The sequence below is a fragment of the Gracilimonas sp. genome, from assembly GCF_017641085.1.
Classification (GTDB): domain Bacteria; phylum Bacteroidota; class Rhodothermia; order Balneolales; family Balneolaceae; genus Gracilimonas.
This window is the reverse complement of record NZ_JAEPPI010000002.1, coordinates 781,084-800,068: the sequence shown is the minus strand read 5'-3', so window position 1 is coordinate 800,068 and position 18,985 is coordinate 781,084. Positions and strand designations below refer to the sequence as shown.

Here is an 18,985-nt window from a genome sequence, read left to right as displayed (position 1 = left end):
TGTTGCCTTTCTAACTATCAGTTTTCAAGGCTTAAGCCTGCATCCAGTGCTTTATCTACCCGTGCCTTCACTTCACGCAGATGCGCTTCGGTATAAGCATCGAAGCTGTAAGGTGGTGTCAATCGCCGGGTAATTCGGTTGTTAAGATCCGACAATTGTGCCCGGGCTACCGAACGTGCATCTGCCGGCATATCGGACGGAGCATCTGTAACAATCTCAATCATCAGGTCCAGATATGCACGCTGTACATCACGGCGGTTACTGCTGATGTTTGATCCCGGAGCCGCCCATACTTCACTCCAAACGGCGTTGGTGATGGTTCCCATAAGCTCAGGGATAGTGATCGTGTTTTCTTCCCCAAATTTAACTTCGGTATCCCGAATTCGGGCCAGGCGTGTTCCATCAAGCAGCGCTTCAAGCAGGCTTGATTGCACTCCCAACAAATATTGATGCAACGGATAGTCGATACGGCCGCCATAGGTGTTTGAGTTACCCCAATGGCTCCATCGATCAGCTCCAAATTGCTGATATACTTCCTGAGGAAGTTCAAACGCATCTTCAGCTAAGGCATACTCGATAATCATATCAAGTGCTTCCTGCTGTTTTTCCAGTGGAATTTGTACAAATGGCATCCGCGCATCAGGATCTCCAACATGGTCTCTGTACTGGTATTGGCCCCCAATATATTTCACCGTCGGGCCCAATGCTCTCACATACTGGAAGAAGTACGTGTTGAACAAATCGGTTGCCTCGTAATAAGGCATGTTGTCTGCCAGCGCAATCTCCGGAACTTCCGGAATAAGGTCTCTCAGCAGGGCAGCACGTCCTTTACCCCATGCAAGTGGGTCAGCTCCAAGATCATAAACATTGACATGTGGATCTATTGCACCTGAACCACGGGCATCTTCATCGGTACCGTAGGCATGACCCGGCTGAGCTGCCATTCGGGCAATTTCCGCTGCTTTCTCATCATCCGGCGTGTACCCGTAACTGATTACCCATCGGTCATAAGAACCTACACTGGTGTTATAGTAATGTCCATCATTGTCTTCTCCCTGTGGCGACAAGTTTACCGTTGGATAATCCATCGTTGAACTGAAAACTCCATTTTCCTCAGTCCATTCGGTGTCATATAGTTTGTCAAGAGGAGTATCTACGGAAGAGCGGAAATTGTGACGAAGGCCAAGCGTATGCCCCACTTCGTGCATGGTTACCCATCGCAGTGCCTGATCGGTGAATTCCTTGGGAACAGGGTCGTTGGAAGCAATTTGTCCTCTGGCTACCAGCAGTCCTTTAACCATATCAAGCTGCATGGCCATTTCCGTGTAAAACGACTTCATCTCTGAACGGCTCGACATCGCCACTTCTTCAGCACTCACATTGTAAATTTCATCAATGGCTGCTCTCGGTTCTACCATTTCGCGGTACTCTTCTTTGTCGCCCAGAATCATGTTGGCTTCAAAAAGTATATCCGCATCCAGGATTTCTCCTGTTCTTGGGTCAACCACAGAAGGGCCAATGGCTCCGTACCCCGGCTGGTCCGACACGTTCCATCTCAGGGTTGCATAGCGGATATCTTCCGGCTCAACACCTTCAGGCAACATTTCGGCCTGAACCGCATCTCGGAAACCGGCAGCTTCAAATGCCTTCGACCATTCTTCCACCCCTTCCATCATAGCTTCCCGGTAGGCTTCAGGTACTGTGTGGTCGATATAGTAGGTGATGGGCTCAACCGGATCGCAAAGTCCGTCTGCTCCGGGAGCTCCGTCACATTCCAGTCTCCATTTGTTCACATATCGCTTGAAGAAAGTATCATCGTCATCGTCGGTAAAGTCCTTATGTACCGTCATAAAAAAACCGGTACGGTCATCGGCCATACGCGGACTCATGGGCTCTTCAGGAAGTTCCGCCATGGTATAATGAATGGATACCGGGATATATCGGCTGTCGGCTACGGTTCTCGGACCTCCCAGTTCGCTGTTATTGAATGTAAGCTGAGCGGTCACATTTGTATTCATCGGGAATGACTTAACCGCTTTCAGGTAGCTTCTCGATTTATCAAAAGAAGCACGTCCCGGCTGCCCCGGTCGTGAAGAAACCACAAAGCTCACCCGCTGTCCAATATTGGAAAGGTCGCCTACAAACCAGTCATACACATTTACCAGCATTACGCCGTCATCATTGGTTGTTTCAACCTTGGCGGTTTCCAGAATTGAATTCCCATATCCCAATTCTACCGATACTGCTTCCGGTGTACCTTCTTCAGCCACATAACGGTGTGGTTTTTGAACAAGCATCAACTTTCCTTCCTGCTTTTCAAGTCGTACAAGTAACCCCTCAAACACGCTCAGCATGGTTCCGCCATATAATCCGGATGAACCAATACCTTGCTCAATTTCAAAATTCATGAGAAAGTCATTATTTAGCTGCTCTTCAGTAACAGTCAGGTACAGAGCATCATCTGTTTTATACAGATCAAAGAAACCCTCAATATGTTCGGCATCTTTGGTTAGTTCCGTGAATTTGTCTTCTTCTTTTTTGTCCTTGTCTCCTTTTTGAGCATTCGCCCATGCCGGAACCAGAACAATCAAGCTTAAGAACAGTAGTATTTTCTTCATAGTGTAGCGTCCTGTTTGTTTAAAATTGGTAGTTAGAGTTAGACATTCCTTTACCTTTAAGCAACCCTTCTAACAAAGTTTCATAAAAAAAGACGAAGAGCCAATTTAAATTGTTTTATCTGATTACAGAAAATTTAGGTGAAATACTTTTTAACTAAACGCGATTTTTATTTAACGCGATGCCGTGAACGACTCGCTTGCATACCGGAAATCATTTCGCTTCCTAAATCATAAGCCATTACACAGAAATTTTGCATCAAAAAATCGGTATTTGGCTTTTGCTCTGCAGGTTGTACTTTTGGGATACAAACCACGGGGACAATTTCACCAATTAATTAGGCTAAAGCACATTTGGGGTACTTATGAAGACTTCACTATTTTTTGGACTGGTCATTCTTTTCTTTTCATCGACACACATCACAGCACAAGATGCATCACTCACCTGGGAAGAATACCGGCAGCAACGGCAGCAGCAACTTGATCAAATTCAGGCTGCCCAGGATTCTGCGCTACACCAAAACATCGCCGATTATGAAGCTTTTGTGTTTCAGCATGAAATGGAATTCAACAGCTTCCGGGATGATATGTTACGGCAATGGGGAGATTTTAAAGAGCGAACCAAGACCAACTGGATTGAATACCAAAACGGAGGCAAAGTTCGATGGGACGTAGATTTTGAGGACGGTGAGGGCACTATCGAAGTGTTGGCTGATGAAAACGACACCGAAGACAGCCTGCTCATTACTATAGAAAATACGGTACTGGATTTAATTAGCAGTAAAGGCACCGAATCGGAACTGCCTGATGAAACAGAGAAAGAAGTAATGCAGGAGCCCGTTTTAGCCGGACAGGTTGACATCCCGGAAGACATGGATTCTCTCCAATACGCTAAAGAGGTAGCTGAACAAACCGAGATTAAAGAAGTGGAAGCAGAAGATGGAACCATCCGAAAGGTTGCCGTTTTAAACCTGCAGCTTGTGCCTGATCATCTCCGCACCCGGGCTGAAAAATTCAGAAAAGAAGTGGAAACCTACTCAGATAAGTATGAAATCGATCCTACTCTCGTACTTGCCATTATTCATACCGAGTCGTTTTTCAATCCCATGGCTAAATCTCATGCCAATGCCCTGGGGTTAATGCAAATTGTACCCCGCACCGCCGGTCGGGATGTATATCGGGTATTAAATGGGGAAGACGCCATACCCTCAGCTGAATATTTATTCAATCCCGACCAAAACGTGCATTTCGGTTCTACTTATATCGACATTTTGATGAACCGGTATATGCGCGGAATTGAAGACCGCACGGTACATGAGTACCTGGTGATTTGTGCCTATAACACCGGCGCCGGAAATGTAGCAAGAGCATACATTAACTCCACCAACTTCAATAATGCCCGGGATACCATCAACGGGATGAGCGCCCAGGAAAATTACGATTACCTGCTGGCAAACCTCCCCTGGGACGAAACCAAAAATTACCTGAAAAAGGTAACCGAGCGCCGGGCCCAATACAAGGAGTGGATGTCAACGGATGACTAAAGGAGGCCACAGAAAGCGGAATATATTTCTGCTTTTGAGGCTTTTTTCCTCCTATTAATTATTTTGTGTCTGCAATTCTTCGAAACAAATCTCAGAGTTAAGCAGATCTGAAATCAGGGACCTCATTCGTTCCTGAATATAAAATTCGGCCTCAGGGTACTCTTTGAGTATCATTTCAAGTTGGATTAAAATATGTCGGGATGCATTGTTCATTGTGTTCTCTCCGTGTTAAGGGTTAGCATCAAACCTTCTCTGCCTTTAACAGTTCAACAACCGTGCCAAATGGTTCCTTTGTTAATTGCTGATCATATCCCTCCAACCTCAAAAACTTATTCTTCATTCTGAAGCATAAAATAATTGCCCTGCAGTTATGATCTTCTTATCTTTGATGCTCTCGAATTTTTTGCGCACGTAGCTCAGCTGGATAGAGCGTCTGGCTACGGACCAGAAGGTCAGGGGTTCGAATCCTCTCGTGCGTACATAAATTTTTAAAGCCGCCTTTGTTCAAAAGGTGGCTTTTTTTATACCTCTCCTTCGCGCACAAAAATCCACTTCCCTTTCTTCATAATTCTGTTTGCAAATCCGACTATTTCAAAACAATCGCGCTTAGCAAGCTCACAGAGGCTGATTTTAAACTCAAAATTAATTCCAGAAAAAGTGTAAGGAATTGCTTTGGGATCGCTCTTACTTAATGGTCAAGAGGGCCACTTTGTGGGTTAAGTCGTGGGTACAAATGCAACCATCCTTATCTGCTTTAGATGAGGATGGTTTTTTTATGACGGTAAATTTCTCTTTGTTTGGTTCCCTTAAAATCGTTTAGTGTTAAACATTAAATATTCTTGTGGTTTATTAGAGAAAACAGTTAGTTCAGTTTTGAGGTTTACCATTAAGAGAACGCTAACTATGAAGAGGTTTAATAGACTTTTCCAGCTAAATGCCATTAACATTGCTGTCATTTACGTGGTGTTTGGCGGGTTGTGGATTCTCTTTTCAGACAAGCTATTAAAGCTCTTCATTTCTGACATTGAAACCCTTTCACAATACGGCACCTTCAAAGGTATTTTTTATGTTTTAGTAACCGGAACCCTCCTATATCTGCTTGTCAATTTCAGCAACAAACATATTAAACAGGCTTCAAAAAGAGTGGATAAGGCCCTCGATTCCGTTAAAATTGCCACCTGGAGTATTGATTTGGAAACAGGACGAAATGTTACTTCCAGTCATCACTTTAAACTTTTTGGATTAAAGAAAGAACCAAAGAAGTGGAACGTAAATGACTTCTATAGCCGAATTCATCCCGATGATAAAAACCGGGTTGAACAAGCCTTTAATGAAGCCATAGCAAATAAAGATCCATATAAGGCCGAATATCGTATAATCTGGCCTGATGACAGCATCCGGTGGATGCGAAGCCTGGGCAATGTTCAGAAAAACGCACGCGGTGAAGCTGTTATGATTTCCGGCATCATTCAGGATATCACCGAGCAGGTTGAGCTCGAAGAGCAGCATGAACTTAAGCAAGAATTGTTTGAGCGCATTTTTGAGCAAATTCCTGTAATGGTAGATATCTATGACCCTGAAATAAACGAGATCAGAGTTAATAAAGCATTTGAGAATACCCTTGGGTGGAGCAATGAAGAGATCAAGGAAATAGACTTAATGAGCGCCAGCTATCCTGACCCCAAGGAAAGGGAAAGAGCAGCTAAAGTAATGAAAGAGGCTGACGGACAATGGTATCGGTTTGAGGTTAAAGACAAGCAAGGTAACGCTCATATTCAGGAATGGTCTAATATTCAACTTTCTGATAACAGCATTGTAGGTATAGGACTCGACATAACTGAATTAACTGCTTCGCAGGACAAAATCATTGAGTCGCGACAGTTGCTCCAAAAGACTTTCGAAAGCCTGAAGGAGGCTGTATTTATTCTTGAGCCGTACACCCGCACTATCACCGATTGTAATAAAAGCTGTACCGACTTATTCGGATATACTAAAGAAGAACTGATTGGAAATAATACCCGCCTGCTGCATCTTAATGAGCAAAAATATAATGAGTTTGATGAACTGAGCAGCGGCAGCCTTGAGAAAAACGGGATCTTTCAATCAGAGTTTATGATGCAGAAAAAAGACGGAACCCGGTTCTATTCTGAGCATACTGTTACTTTGGTAAAAAATGAAGCCGGAGAAATTGAGAAGGTTGTAAGTGTGGTACAAGACATCACCAGTCAAAAAGAGTATGAAAAAGAACTAAAGAATCAGATCGATTTTATTGAAACCACGATTGAAAACCTGCCCATTGGAGTGGCTGTAAACCTGATCGATTCCGGAGATGTAACCTTGATGAATAAGAGGTTTTCTGAAATATATGGGTGGCCAAAAAACATCATCAACGATGTACAAACCTTTTTTGAAAAAGTATATCCGGATACCCATTACCGGAAGAAAATGGCGGAAATGATCACTGATGATCTTAAATCCAAAAACCCGGACCGCATGCAATGGAAAGGGATCAAAATAACAACACAGACCGGAGAAGAGCGCATTATTAATGCAAAAAATATTCCTGTTTATGATCAAAACCTGATGATTTCTACAGTAGTGGATGTAACGGCACAGGTTGAGGCCGAGAAAAAACTAGCCGAATCAGAACATAACTACCGCCTGTTATTTCAAAAAAGCCCTCAGCCCATGCTCATTTATAATCCGGAGAACCTGTCAATCGTGGAGGTAAATGAGTCAGCCGTTCGACATTACGGGTATACACGGCAAGAATTTTATACCAAAACGTTACTGGATATTCGCCCGGAGGAGGATAAAGATGAATCGAAGCAGATTATTCAGGGCGACCGAAAGACCGCTTTGTCCGAGTCTTTAGAATCCAGGCATATCAAAAAGAACGGAGAAATCATCAATGTGCGAGTCACCGGTTCAGCTATTAACTATTTTGGCAAAAGCTACCGATTGGTACTGGTGAATGATATTACTGAACAGAAGAAAGCTGAGGAAATGGTGTTGGCTTCACTGGTTGAAGGTGAAAATAAAGAGCGGGCTCGTATTGCTCAGGAACTTCACGACGGGCTCGGGCAGTATCTTGCCGCAGCCAATATGAATTTGGATGCTGTAGAAAGTCAAATTTCTGAGCTGGATGAACGCAAACAAGATCAGTTTAATAAGGGTCTGAATTTGCTGAAGCATGCGGTTAATGAGACAGCGCAGATTTCCCGCAACCTGATGCCCCGCGTGGTTGACGATTACGGGCTGGGATTAGCCATCGAAGCATTGGTGGATAATTACAGCACCGGCAATGAAATGGATATTAGCTTTTATCAAAACATTGACGGCCTGAATTTACCCCGTGAAGTACAATTTAACCTTTACCGCATTGCACAAGAAGCTCTTTCAAATGCCGTTAAATACTCTGAGGCCTCAAAAATTAATGTTCAGCTCATTAAAGATGAGCTTGATTTGATCCTTACGATTGATGATAATGGAATTGGTTTCGACACATCTGATCCGGATTTTAAACCGGGATTGGGGTTACAAACTATTAAAACGAGAACAGGGGCGCTTGGTGGTGACTTTGAATTTGATTCAAAACCCGGAAAAGGAACACTTATCAGCGCAATCGTTCCTATCAACAAACAATCAAATGCTTAATAAATGGCTAATATTAAGATTGCAATAGTCGATGATCATCAGATTGTTAGGGACGGTATAAAAATATTGATTGAAGACGAACCCGGCTTTGAAATCTCATTTGAAGCTGAGAACGGGGAACAAGCAACCAGGCTTTCAAAAGAGCACAAACCGGATCTTATCATCATGGATATCACCATGCCGAAAATGAACGGTATCGAAGCTACTGAACAAATCAAGAAAGAACAGCCGGATGTTAAAGTCCTCGCCTTAACCATGCTCAGCGAAGACCAGCACATCAAGAAAATGATTAAAGCCGGCGCTTCCGGGTATATATTAAAAAGTTCGGGCAAAAAGGAGCTCATTAAAGCCATAAATACCATACTGGATGGTAAGCATTACTTTAGCGATGATGCCACCCAGGCCATATTACAAGAGCTGGTTGAACCTTCTGTTTCAAAAAACAGGGAAGCTAATGAAGTCAATATAACTGAAAGGGAATTGGAGGTTTTAAAACTGATTGTAAACGAGTGTACTAACCAAGAGATCGCCGATCAGTTATTTGTAAGTGTACGAACTGTTGACGCCCATCGCCGCAACCTTCTGCAGAAAACAGGGGCAAAAAATACCGCCGGGCTTGTCAAGTATGCGATCAAAAACCAGCTTTTCGAGAATAATGGAGAATAACGCACATACATTTTGTTCTGCTTCCCTTTGCCACCGGGCGTTTACAGCAATTCTGCTTTTTTTACCTAGGTAAAAACACCTATGCAAATATAGGTGTTAATACTGATTTATTAAGACTTACTAAAGAGTACTTTTGCCATAGCAAGTAATAGTAAAGCTCGTTCACCATTGGCAAAAATAATCTTCATAGGCAAAATCAACCAAACCAACGATATCGTATCGGAGATCTTGCAATCTTCGTTAAACGCGACTGTTGATTTTATTGTACCATCCCAATTTTTTTTGAATAAAGAGTCTGTAACCCGGGATAATGCGGAGATTATAATTTATGACCTAAATACATCACATGGTTACGGTAATGCCCCCGATAATATAAAGGGCATAAAAAAAAGCTCCCCTGACATTCCCGTTTTAGTTTTGAATAATCACGCCGATAAAAGGTTTATTCAGCCGTTAATAGAAGCGGGTGCATCCGGGATCATTTCACACACCCCCACTGAAGCTGAATTGTTTGAAGCGGTATCCCAACTCATGAATGGTAATACCTTTACTGATTGTCCGGACTAATAAGGTCGTTGTTTTACCTTGCCGGGAAAATGAAACATAGGTCTTTTCACCTATTCCCAAAATTAGGCCTTTCACGTCATTCATGGGAAATGAGAGTTGGCTAAATTTACTCTCAGAAAAAAGAATCAATAGCTAGCAACCTGTTGTAGTACAACGAGAGTAAGATTTAAGATTTCATATACATCTACCCTATGAAAAAGAATAATGATAATGTACACACCTTAATTGAATTAGACAGCCTTAGCTCGGCCGTTCTAAATTCGTTAAGTGCCCACGTTGCCATTATGGATTCTGAAGGTACTATAGTTGCTTTCAACAACAACTGGAAGATACACCGGGAAGATTTTGAAGAAAAGTGGACCCATCCTGAACTCAATAAAAATATCTTATCAGTACTTCAACAGCCTCTTGCTGAAGGAAATGATTTTGCCCTGAGACTATTACTGGGTATCAAAGACGTGCTTCATGAAGAAAGAGAAAGCTTTGAGATGAAGTGCCACATTACTTCTTGCGCCCACCGGAAGACTTTTGCTGTTACGGTAAAAACTCTGGGCGAGAATAATGGAGCTATACTGATTTACGAAGACATTAGTGCCCAAATACAGAATCAAACCTACCTGAAAGAAACCCGGGAAAAATTCGAAAAACATTTTCAGAATAGTTTATATGGAATTCTGGTTGCCGATGAATCCAATTCTGTAATCGAAGCCAATAATGTAGCATGTGAAATTCTTCAGGTAAGTCAGAAAGATCTTGTTTTTTCAGATATCACAAACTACCTGAACATTAATATGGATGTTGCTGATATTCAGAAAATGATAAACCGAGAGGGGAACTATATCGGGGAATATGAGATAAAGACAGCAAATGGTTCAATTATTCCTATTGAGCTGTCAGTTACAATATTTCGAAATGAAAACGGGAAACCGGTTACTAGCTGGGCATTTAAGAACATCTCTCAGAAGCGCAATGCAGAGCAGGCTCTTAAAGCTACCGAACAACAGTATAAACTGCAGTTTAATAACACCCTGGAAGGAACAATCATAGGTAGACCGGATGGCCTCATTATTGCAGTCAATCCGGCTGCCTGTGATATGTTGGGGTATGAGCCCGGAGAACTGGAAGGAAAGTACCGGGATTTAGTTTTTGACATGAATAACCCGGTTAATAAAGAAGCCATAGCAAACCGGAGAGAGAATGGGTCTTTCACGGGAGAAGTTGAATTTACCCACAAAGACGGACATAAAATCCCTGTTGAGGTAAGCTCTGTTATATTTGAAGCAGAAGGCGGAGAAGAAAAAACCATTATAAACATCAGAGACATCTCTTCTCGTAAAGCCATACAGCAACAACTTCTTGATGAAAAGGAATTCACGGAATCTGCCATCTCCAGCCTGCCTACAGCATTTTTTGTATTTAACCTGAAGGGAGAAATGATCCGGTGGAACAATATGCTTGAGCAGGATCTGGGCTACACATATGAGGAAATTGCCAATACTAGTGTCACTGAACTTGTTCACCCCAAGGATCAGCCTTTACTTTCGAAAATTCTGGATGGCGTACTACTTGGGAAAAAAATTAGTGTGGAAGCCCGCTGTATAACAAAAAGTGGACAGGTCGTTCATTATTTGCTACAGGGAACCAGTTTTGAGCAAAATGGCGAACATTATATAGTTGGAGGGGGTCTGAACCGCAACAACATCATTGAAATTGAGAATGAACGGCAGCAGGTAAAGAAAGAGCTTCAGCGTACCAAGCACTTTAATGAACTTGCCGTTGATGGGGCAAACCTTGGACTTTTGGAAGTAGATCTTGTTACAGGCTATACCTATTTCAATGAGCGCTGGTTTAAATTACTGGGCTATGACTATGATAAAGACAGTAATGCGTTTACAAAACAATCCTTCTTTTCCATTTTGCATCCCGAAGACAAGGAAATTCCAGAAAGCGAGTTCCTGAGATATAAGAAAGAAGGAGGTAGATATGAAGCTGAGTTTCGCTTAAAATCTGCTGATGGCTCTTACAAATGGATATTGGCCATTGCGAAATTTGTAGACTGGGATGAAGATGGAGAACCTACCAAGCTTGCCGGTTCTCATATGGACATCACCGAACGTAAACTGGCAGAAGTTGAAAGTAAAAGAACCCAGAAGCTTCTGAACCAATTGTTTTTCAATTCTCCAATTGGGATTGTATTGGTAGATGCTGATGGAAGAGTTCAAAAAATTAACCAGAGCTTCAACCATATATTTGGATATACAGATGCAGAAGTCATCGGTAAAAACCTCGATGAAACCATAGTTCCCAAGGCTATGGATCAGCAGGGAGAAAAGCTTTCCAGATTAAGCTTTACAGGAGACAGTTTCCAAACGGAAACTATACGGCTAAACAAAAACGGCAAAGAGATTCCGGTATTGGTAGGGGGCGTACCGGTAGAAATGGACGGAGAAGTGATAGCCATATATGGAATGTATGTGGACATCACTCAAAGAAAATCACTTGAAAACCAGATTGTGAACCTGCTGGAAACGGAGCAGAAAGCCCGGGTTCAAATGCAGGATATGTTTGAAGAGTCTCCTTCAGCCATAGCCATGCTGGAAGGGAAAGAGCATATCTACAACTTTGTAAATCAAAAGTATAAAGAGTTGGTTGGGAAGGAAGATCTGGTCGGCTTATCGGTAAAAGAAGCCCTCCCCGAGATGGATGAGCAAGGCTTCACGGATCTGCTGGATACATGTTATAATGAGGATAAATCGTTCTATTTTAACGAGAAGAAAATTTACTTTAACAATGGAAGCAATGGTGCTTCCAAAAGTCATTATCTCAACTTTGTATATAAGCCCATTCATAATGAAAATGGAGATGTGTACGGCATTTTCGTAGAAGCCATTGATGTGACTGAACAAGTTGAGGCTCGCAATATTATTGAGAAATCGCTTGCCGAGAAAGAAACACTGCTTGGGGAAGTGCACCACCGGGTTAAGAATAACCTGGCCATTATTTCAGGACTGTTAGAACTGGAGATTCTGGATAATCAAGATCAGAAAATATCCAAGCACCTGCATTCAACCCAATCGCGAATTACGACGATTGCCAAAATTCACGAGCTGCTGTACAGAAATGAAAGCCTGACCCATGTGAGTTTCAGAAGATTTATAGAAACGGTTGTTAAAGAAGGTGCTGAGGTGAACGACAACAATGCCTATAAACTCATTACCAGCTTTGATTTGGACGAAGTTGAGCTAAATGTGAACCAAGCCATTCCCGCCGGAATGCTACTTAACGAGGTGCTTGATTACCTGGCCCTGATTAAAAGCAATGAAGGTATGGAGAACGTCAGCCTTTCCTTAAAAATGAAGACTACTAATGATTGCGTAAGAATTGAACTCGAAGACCCATCTGCAACGTTACTTCCTTCGTATGAAGCAGACCACCCGAACACTAATCTTAGAAAGGAACTTATTGATGTATTATCGAGCCAGATTGATGGCTCCGTTATATTAGATAGTGATACAAAAAGCACATTGTCGATTCATTTTGCAAAGAGAGAACTGAAAGGCCCACACAGCGCTCTGAAAAATTAGTGGAGATTGTATATGTCCGAAATTATAGAACAAAAAATAGTCAGCGATTATCCGGTTCCTGAAAACGAATCTGAACGTCAAAAGGAAGTTGAGAAATATGATATACTCGATACATTACCAGAAGAAGAGTTTGATTCGCTGGTAGAACTGGCTGCCATTGTAACGGAAAGCTCTATGTCTCAGATGAATATTCTGGATCATAACCGGCAGTGGACCAAATCGGCTCACGGTCTCGAGTCTGGCACAAATTGCGACCGCTCAGAAGCCGTATGTGCACACACCATTCTTGCTGATGGCAGCATGGAAATCACTGACCTCTCTAAAGATGACCGCTTTAAAAATGCCTCTTTTGTTCAACGTGATCCTCATCACAGGTTTTACAGCGGATATCCGCTAAAAACAAAAGATGGCTTTAATATTGGAGCGCTTTGTGTGCTCGACTCCACCCCAAAAGAGCTCAACGAGACCCAAAGACGAGCACTTAAGACCATTGCCCGTGAAATTGTTTCCCGGCTGGAAATCAGACGCACACAAATAAAGCTGGAAAAATTAAACAGGGAAAAGAATCATTTCCTTCGGGTGGTTAATCACGATATTAAAAGTCCGCTCAGTGGCATCGTAAGTACTGCCCATTACCTTCAGAATGTTTGGGATGGAGATCACGATGAATTGAAAAGTATGCTTTCCATGATTGAAATCAGTGGAAGAAAGCTGGTTACTTACACCAGTGAGTTAGTCTCCAACTCTCTGGAAGAAGGAGATTCCCGGTTAATTGTGGATGAAGTTCAGGTTGATGAACTCATTAAAGACCTGATTCTCATTTATACCCCACTCGCTAAAACCAAGCAAGTGGACATTACAACGAATTTCAATATTTCAGACTCATTTGAGCTTGATAACGAAAAATTTAAGCTGATTGTCAGTAACCTGATTTCTAATGCTCTGAAGTTTAGCTCGGCCGGTGACACCATAACGGTTAAAGCTGAAATTGTGGATACCAAAGAAAACCGGATTCTTCATTGTTCTGTATCTGATACCGGCATTGGCATTCCGGAGCAATATATGGATGGATTGTTTACTCAAAACGAGAAACACCGACGCTCAGGTACACAGGGTGAAATCAGTACCGGGTTAGGCCTTCCGCTTGTAAAACAATTTGTAGAATTACATGGTGGCGGAGTTAAAGTTGAAACGGAAGAGGGCGTTGGCTCTACCTTCTATGTCACCATCCCTGAAAAACAATAACTGTTTGTTCATTTTCATTTGTACCCCGAAAAACCAGGGGCTGTGTTCCGGAAGGAAGGCAGCCCTTTTTTTATAAAAATATTTTTTCCTACGCTCCCTCACCTATTGCTTAATGTCAAAAAAGGTGCGAATATAGTTGTAATGTTTCAGGGTGCTCATCTGCCTGAACATGGGTTAGGGATTTGCCAAAACGGGCGAAAGAACATAACCACAATCTTTTGTTTGGAGACCGAAACCATGGCTAACAAAGAACAAAAACCTGCTCCTAAATCTGCCCCCAAAGCAGCTGCCAAAAAGCAGGCTCCTCAAGCTAAAAAAGCAACCAAGAAGTAATCCTTCCTAAGCTTTTTAATCAACTGTAGATTTAAAGAAAGCCGCTTCTGATTTCAGGAGCGGTTTTTTTATTTTGAAGAGCGGTGCCGGAGAATCAAACAGATTATATCAGCAAAAAAATTAACCGGGCTGTTCTAAATTACTTCTCTATAAACTGAAACAGCTTCTGCTCAAGGTCAGCCGGGTTAAAAGGTTTGGTCACAAAGTCGTTCATGCCCGAGGCATACACTTTCTCCCGCACTTCTTTTAGTGCAGCAGCCGTGAGGGCAATAATCGGCGTGTTTCTCTTGTACGGATCATCCAGTTTTCGAATATGCTCGGAGGCTTCGTATCCATCCATGGTTGGCATCTGAAGGTCCATCAGCACCACATCGTAATTATGTTCTTTAATAGCTTCTACAGCTTCTTTGCCATTATCTACCACCGTCATATCCACATTCCAGCGCTCGAGAAACCTCAGCATTACCTTTTGGTTCACCAGGTTATCTTCAGCAAGCAGAACACGCAGACCGCTTAAACTTTCTGCATTATCTTCATTTTTGGTAATTGCCTTAGCCTCGTCAGTTGAAGATCCTTTTTCGAAGGTTAACTCTACAAAGAAGGTGCTTCCTTCTCCTTCCTCACTTTCAACCGAAATTGCTCCACCCTGAAGTTCCGCCAATTGTTTACTGATGGTAAGCCCAAGCCCCGTACCGCCAAACAAGCGCTTCGTATTCTGGCTGGCCTGAGTAAAGCTTTCAAATATAGTATTTACTCGATCTTCTTCAATTCCAATACCCGTATCTGAAATGGCAAACTGAAGGCGTATTGAGTCATCATCATCCTGAAGAGCATTTACCGATAACCTTACATCTCCCTCTTCAGTAAACTTCAATGCATTACTTACCAGGTTATTCAGGATCTGTGTGAGACGCGCCGGGTCGCCGACTAAGATATTCGGTATCCCTTCTCCTATCTCTGTTTTAAGCTCAATGCCTTTGTTTTTAGCTGTAATTTTGAAGCTCTCTACAATGACATTTACAAGTTTATTCAGCTCAAATTCAATGCTTTCGAATTCGATTTTTCCGGCTTCTATTTTTGAGAAATCAAGGACGTCATCAATCAGCGAAAGCAGCGTTTTACCGGAAAAGTCAAGAATGTTGATCGGCTCGATTTGATCTTCGCGCGGACTGTCTTGCTTCAGCAGGTGCGTCATCCCCAAAATAGCATTCATCGGAGTTCTGATCTCGTGACTCATGGTAGCCAGGAATTCCGATTTGGCTTTTGTACTTTTTGCGAGTTCTTCGGTGGCCACTTCAAGCTGCTCAATGTAGGTTTCCAGCTTTTCCTGTTTCAGGCTCAACTCCTGATTCAATTCCTGCTCTTTTTGCAAAAGCTCCAGCGTCTGGTGCTCGGCATCTTCTTTAAACTGTGAAAAGGTGTTGAAAATTAACCAGGTAGTTACGAAAGAGCCCGTCAAAACACTCCATCTTACCAGCGAGAAGCTGCTTTCAGAAATACTGATTCTCTCGAAGATGATATAATCCAGGATGAAGTATGAAAGGATAGATAACAGAATACCCATATTGCGCAGGTGCACCTGGGTATTATCAAAAAGAAGGATGGAAAGCCCCATGGCGGGTATAAAAAATGCCTGAATCATGGCATCGCCACCGAATACGGAACTAAGAATAATAATACCGACATCGGCATAAGCGATAAGCAGAATCTTAGCGGCTTTCACAAATCCCTGCCTGGCCAGCAAAGGAATTAATAAAAAGGCGATAGCTTCAGACAGAAAAAACCACGTCAGGGATACGGATTCGTTGATCTGAAAGGCAATGAGAAAGAGAATGGAAACGCCGGCTAAAAAGAAAGAAACCGAATTCAGGACGGTCATACCCGCCTTTTTGCCAACAACCTCGTTTTCCGATCTCAGGTCTTTACCCAGAGCGATATCAGAAATGCCGGTGAGAGAAAATTTTGAGCTCATATTCATTGCTTATCCCCGTTAGAGGGGGAAATTAAATGATTTATTATGAGCCTTACAATTAGATTACGATAACGTTTTCTGAGATTTAAAGGCCATGGCATAAATCTTCATCTGTTTTACCATAGAAGCAAGTCCGTTTGCCCGCGTTGGCGAAAGGTGCTGTGCCATCCCGATTTTATCTATGAATTCGGGTTTTTTATTCATGATAACTTCCGGCTCCCGACCTGAATAAAAACGTACCATCAGCGAAACCAGCCCTTTGGTGATCGCTGCATCACTGTCCGCCTTAAATATCACATTCCCATCTTTCATTTCTGCGGTAAGCCAAACCTGGCTCTGACAGCCTTTTACCAGATTCTCTTCGACCCGGGCTTCTTCCGGCAGTGGATCCAGTTTGTCGCCCAGCTTAATGATATACTTATACCGCTCGGGCCAATCCTGCAGTAATTCAAACTCTTTGATAATTCGTTCTTCTGTCGCCTGAATATCCATTTTTATTTTCAATATACGGGTTAACCTGCTCTACATAAAGAAAAAGCCCGCACGTTGGCGGGCTTTCCATATCAATTTTGCTGAAACTTATTTTTCCACTTCCAGCTCTATCATAGCTACGCTTTTAACGCTTTCAACCTTTTCCTTGTCTTTACCAAAATCGGGCTTAAACGACTGTATTACAGACACGTAGTTGTCATCGGAAGTTTTATACTTACAGCTGATGCTGGATGAAGTACCGTTAAATGCTTTCTCCAGAGCTTTTTCAGCTTCTTCCAGATCGTCGGCGTGGATTACGTTCTCAATACCATCATCAAGAATAAGCTCAGGATTGAGGCCGGTGATATTTGTAAAGTTTTCCGATACAAACTTACAGCCTGTTTTGCCGTCACTTCCTGCTACAAACCGAAGGGTGAATTCATCTTTCTTGCCGACAATATTCTCCAGGCTGCTTTTTTTCTTTTTAAGCGTTTCGATAATGCGATTTCTGAGTGAAATATTATCGAAGTGTACCCGGATAACGGTTTCATCATTACTTACAAAGTAATTGATGGTTCCTTCCAGCTTCACGGTTTCGCCATCTTTCTGGATAAACTCCCATGGATATTCTTTGTCTTCAACCATTTTGGAATCAAAATCACCGAACAAGGATTTCATTTCATCCTGGTCCTCGTCAACAACCAAATCCCAAATTTTAACAGTTTTCAATTCATCGGCATCGTAACCCAGTAAACTCTTAAAGGAATTATTGGATGAAATGATGTTGCCCTGAACATCCAGGTCGATAAACGTTTTCTTAGACTCTTCTACCAAATTGTCAAAATCCAGATTAGCATCAAATATCAGCTTACTCGATTCTTTTCTGTCGGTGATATCTCGCTGGTAAGAAACCCAGTGCGTTATTTCACCCTTGCTGTTTGTAAGCGGATGAATGTCCCATTGGTTGATGAACTCCGAGCCGTCTTTCCGGTAATTCACGGTATGCCCAAAAAATGCCTGCCCTTCTATCAATCTTTCTTTGAGCCTGTCGAGCACGTGGCGGTCTGTCTTTTCACCCTGCAAAATTCTTGGTGTTTTGCCCAGCACTTCTTCTTTAGTGTAGCCGGTCATGCGGGTAAAACCTTCATTTACATATACAATTTTTGGCCCCGGCTTTTCTAAATCTAAATCTGTAATGAGTATTGAATCGTAATCGTGTTTTATAGCTTGCTCAACCAGTGAAAGCTGTTTTTTTGTGTTTTGGTATCTCTGAAAAAGTTCTCCAAACAACTCTTCAAGTTTTGAGAATGATGCCTCATCCTTACAACACTTTTTAATTTGTTCTATCACTTCCGGGTCTAACTTCTGATCCATCTTACTACTTTAGGTTTTACATTTTTGACGCACTGATGCCTAATTTTACCACAATAAAACTCTTACTAAATCAACATCATTCCAATTATTTCAGAAATTTTCCCCTATTAATACTATCTTTTTAGTATGTATTATTTCAAGCTATCGCTATACCTGTTATTAATAATCATATTAACCTGTAGCTGCTCCACATTCAAAAAAACACCCCCCATACCCAAGCCTGAAATGGTTAAAGTTGAAGGCGGGACTTTTTTAATGGGAGATATCATCGACAGCACTAATACCGATGCCCTGCCAATTCATGAAGTAAGCCTGGATGACTACTACATCGGTAAGTATGAAGTTACATTTGCCCAATACGATACCTTTGCCAGAGCAACAGACAGGGAACTTCCCCCGGATGAACATTATGGGCGCGGAGATCGCGCCGTTGTTCGTGTAGACTGGCATGATGCCCTCGCTTATTGTAATTATTTTGGCTGGCGGCTCCCCACCGAAACCGAATGGGAATATGCGGCAAGAGCCGGGGGGAGAGCAACCCTATTTGCGGGCACCAACAATCCGGACTCTTTATCGAACTATGCCATTACCGAACAAGATGACCTCTCATTTTCCTTCAGGGTAGGAACCAAAAAGCCAAACAAACTTAGTATTTATGATATGAGTGGAAATGTTTCGGAATGGATCGGCGAGTATTACCAATTCTACCAGCGACCGGAAGAAATGCACGACCTTGAAAACAGTATGGTGCGAATAATCCGCGGCGGAAGTTTTAATTCCTGGGTGAATACCGCTAAGGTGTACTGGCGGGTTGGCGTGTTAAGCGATGCAAAGTTTTATGAGGTGGGATTTCGATGTGCCGTATCCCAAGAAGAGCTCAATAAGCAGCGGTTTTTGAATGGGGCTTTTCACTTCAAACCGGCAAAGCCTTAAAATAAAAAGGGGGCCGAAGCCCCC

At 42.4% G+C, this 18,985-nt stretch carries 11 protein-coding genes and 1 tRNA gene; 8 read left to right on the top strand and 4 right to left on the bottom strand.

From position 1 onward, the window contains the following. Positions 1-17: 17 nt before the first annotated feature. On the bottom strand, positions 18-2,618 hold the full coding sequence (locus JJ941_RS10515; RefSeq protein WP_290964827.1) for a zinc-dependent metalloprotease: 2,601 nt from the start codon (positions 2,616-2,618) through the stop codon (positions 18-20). 362 nt (positions 2,619-2,980) lie between these two features. On the opposite strand from JJ941_RS10515, the gene JJ941_RS10510 reads away from it, so the two are divergent. The 7 genes from JJ941_RS10510 to JJ941_RS10480 all read left to right on the top strand — a co-directional run bounded on the left by JJ941_RS10510 (position 2,981) and on the right by JJ941_RS10480 (position 13,878). Then, on the top strand, positions 2,981-4,159 hold the full coding sequence (locus JJ941_RS10510) for a murein transglycosylase domain-containing protein (protein WP_290964824.1): 1,179 nt from the start codon (positions 2,981-2,983) through the stop codon (positions 4,157-4,159). Between the two features lie 405 nt (positions 4,160-4,564). Beyond that, positions 4,565-4,638, top strand: a tRNA-Arg gene (locus JJ941_RS10505). 424 nt (positions 4,639-5,062) lie between these two features. Next, the gene (locus JJ941_RS10500; protein ID WP_290964821.1) at positions 5,063-7,816 is read left to right on the top strand and encodes a PAS domain S-box protein; all 2,754 of its coding nucleotides are present in this window, start codon (positions 5,063-5,065) and stop codon (positions 7,814-7,816) included. 3 nt (positions 7,817-7,819) lie between these two features. Continuing rightward, a complete protein-coding gene (locus tag JJ941_RS10495) occupies positions 7,820-8,482 on the top strand; it encodes a response regulator transcription factor (RefSeq protein ID WP_290964819.1) in 663 nt (220 codons plus the stop codon). Between the two features lie 168 nt (positions 8,483-8,650). Then, on the top strand, positions 8,651-9,049 hold the full coding sequence (locus JJ941_RS10490; protein WP_290964816.1) for a hypothetical protein: 399 nt from the start codon (positions 8,651-8,653) through the stop codon (positions 9,047-9,049). A 191-nt stretch (positions 9,050-9,240) separates the two neighbouring features. Beyond that, complete coding sequence (locus JJ941_RS10485) at positions 9,241-12,633, top strand: PAS domain S-box protein (protein WP_290964814.1); 3,393 nt, start codon at positions 9,241-9,243, stop codon at positions 12,631-12,633. A 12-nt stretch (positions 12,634-12,645) separates the two neighbouring features. Next, positions 12,646-13,878 (top strand): GAF domain-containing sensor histidine kinase, encoded by a 1,233-nt coding sequence (locus tag JJ941_RS10480; RefSeq protein ID WP_290964812.1) that lies wholly within the window; start codon positions 12,646-12,648, stop codon positions 13,876-13,878. Positions 13,879-14,350: 472 nt separating this feature from the next. Here the strand turns inward: JJ941_RS10480 and JJ941_RS10475 are convergent, their stop codons facing one another. The 3 genes from JJ941_RS10475 to JJ941_RS10465 form a co-directional block, all read right to left on the bottom strand. Next, positions 14,351-16,183, bottom strand: coding sequence for an ATP-binding protein (locus tag JJ941_RS10475; RefSeq protein ID WP_290964810.1), 1,833 nt, complete (start codon positions 16,181-16,183; stop codon positions 14,351-14,353). Between the two features lie 63 nt (positions 16,184-16,246). Further along, positions 16,247-16,675 carry a SufE family protein gene (locus JJ941_RS10470; RefSeq protein WP_290964807.1) on the bottom strand — a complete coding sequence of 143 codons (429 nt, stop codon included), beginning with the start codon at positions 16,673-16,675 and terminating at the stop codon, positions 16,247-16,249. 87 nt (positions 16,676-16,762) lie between these two features. Further along, positions 16,763-18,028 (bottom strand): PAS domain S-box protein, encoded by a 1,266-nt coding sequence (locus JJ941_RS10465; RefSeq protein WP_290964804.1) that lies wholly within the window; start codon positions 18,026-18,028, stop codon positions 16,763-16,765. 225 nt (positions 18,029-18,253) lie between these two features. Here JJ941_RS10465 and JJ941_RS10460 point away from each other — a divergent pair, with 225 nt between their 5' ends. Beyond that, a complete protein-coding gene (locus JJ941_RS10460; RefSeq protein WP_290964802.1) occupies positions 18,254-18,961 on the top strand; it encodes an SUMF1/EgtB/PvdO family nonheme iron enzyme in 708 nt (235 codons plus the stop codon). The last annotated feature ends 24 nt before the right edge of the window (positions 18,962-18,985 follow it).

Bases quoted from the DNA above. Each gene is read 5' to 3' on its own strand.
- JJ941_RS10465 (WP_290964804.1), bottom strand. From the start codon at position 18,028: ATGGATCAGAAGTTAGACCCGGAAGTGATAGAACAAATTAAAAAGTGT.
- JJ941_RS10510 (WP_290964824.1), top strand. From the start codon at position 2,981: ATGAAGACTTCACTATTTTTTGGACTGGTCATTCTTTTCTTTTCATCG.
- JJ941_RS10485 (WP_290964814.1), top strand. From the start codon at position 9,241: ATGAAAAAGAATAATGATAATGTACACACCTTAATTGAATTAGACAGC.
- JJ941_RS10500 (WP_290964821.1), top strand. From the start codon at position 5,063: ATGAAGAGGTTTAATAGACTTTTCCAGCTAAATGCCATTAACATTGCT.
- JJ941_RS10480 (WP_290964812.1), top strand. From the start codon at position 12,646: ATGTCCGAAATTATAGAACAAAAAATAGTCAGCGATTATCCGGTTCCT.
- JJ941_RS10470 (WP_290964807.1), bottom strand. From the start codon at position 16,675: ATGGATATTCAGGCGACAGAAGAACGAATTATCAAAGAGTTTGAATTA.
- JJ941_RS10460 (WP_290964802.1), top strand. From the start codon at position 18,254: ATGGTTAAAGTTGAAGGCGGGACTTTTTTAATGGGAGATATCATCGAC.
- JJ941_RS10515 (WP_290964827.1), bottom strand. From the start codon at position 2,618: ATGAAGAAAATACTACTGTTCTTAAGCTTGATTGTTCTGGTTCCGGCA.
- JJ941_RS10495 (WP_290964819.1), top strand. From the start codon at position 7,820: ATGGCTAATATTAAGATTGCAATAGTCGATGATCATCAGATTGTTAGG.
- JJ941_RS10475 (WP_290964810.1), bottom strand. From the start codon at position 16,183: ATGAGCTCAAAATTTTCTCTCACCGGCATTTCTGATATCGCTCTGGGT.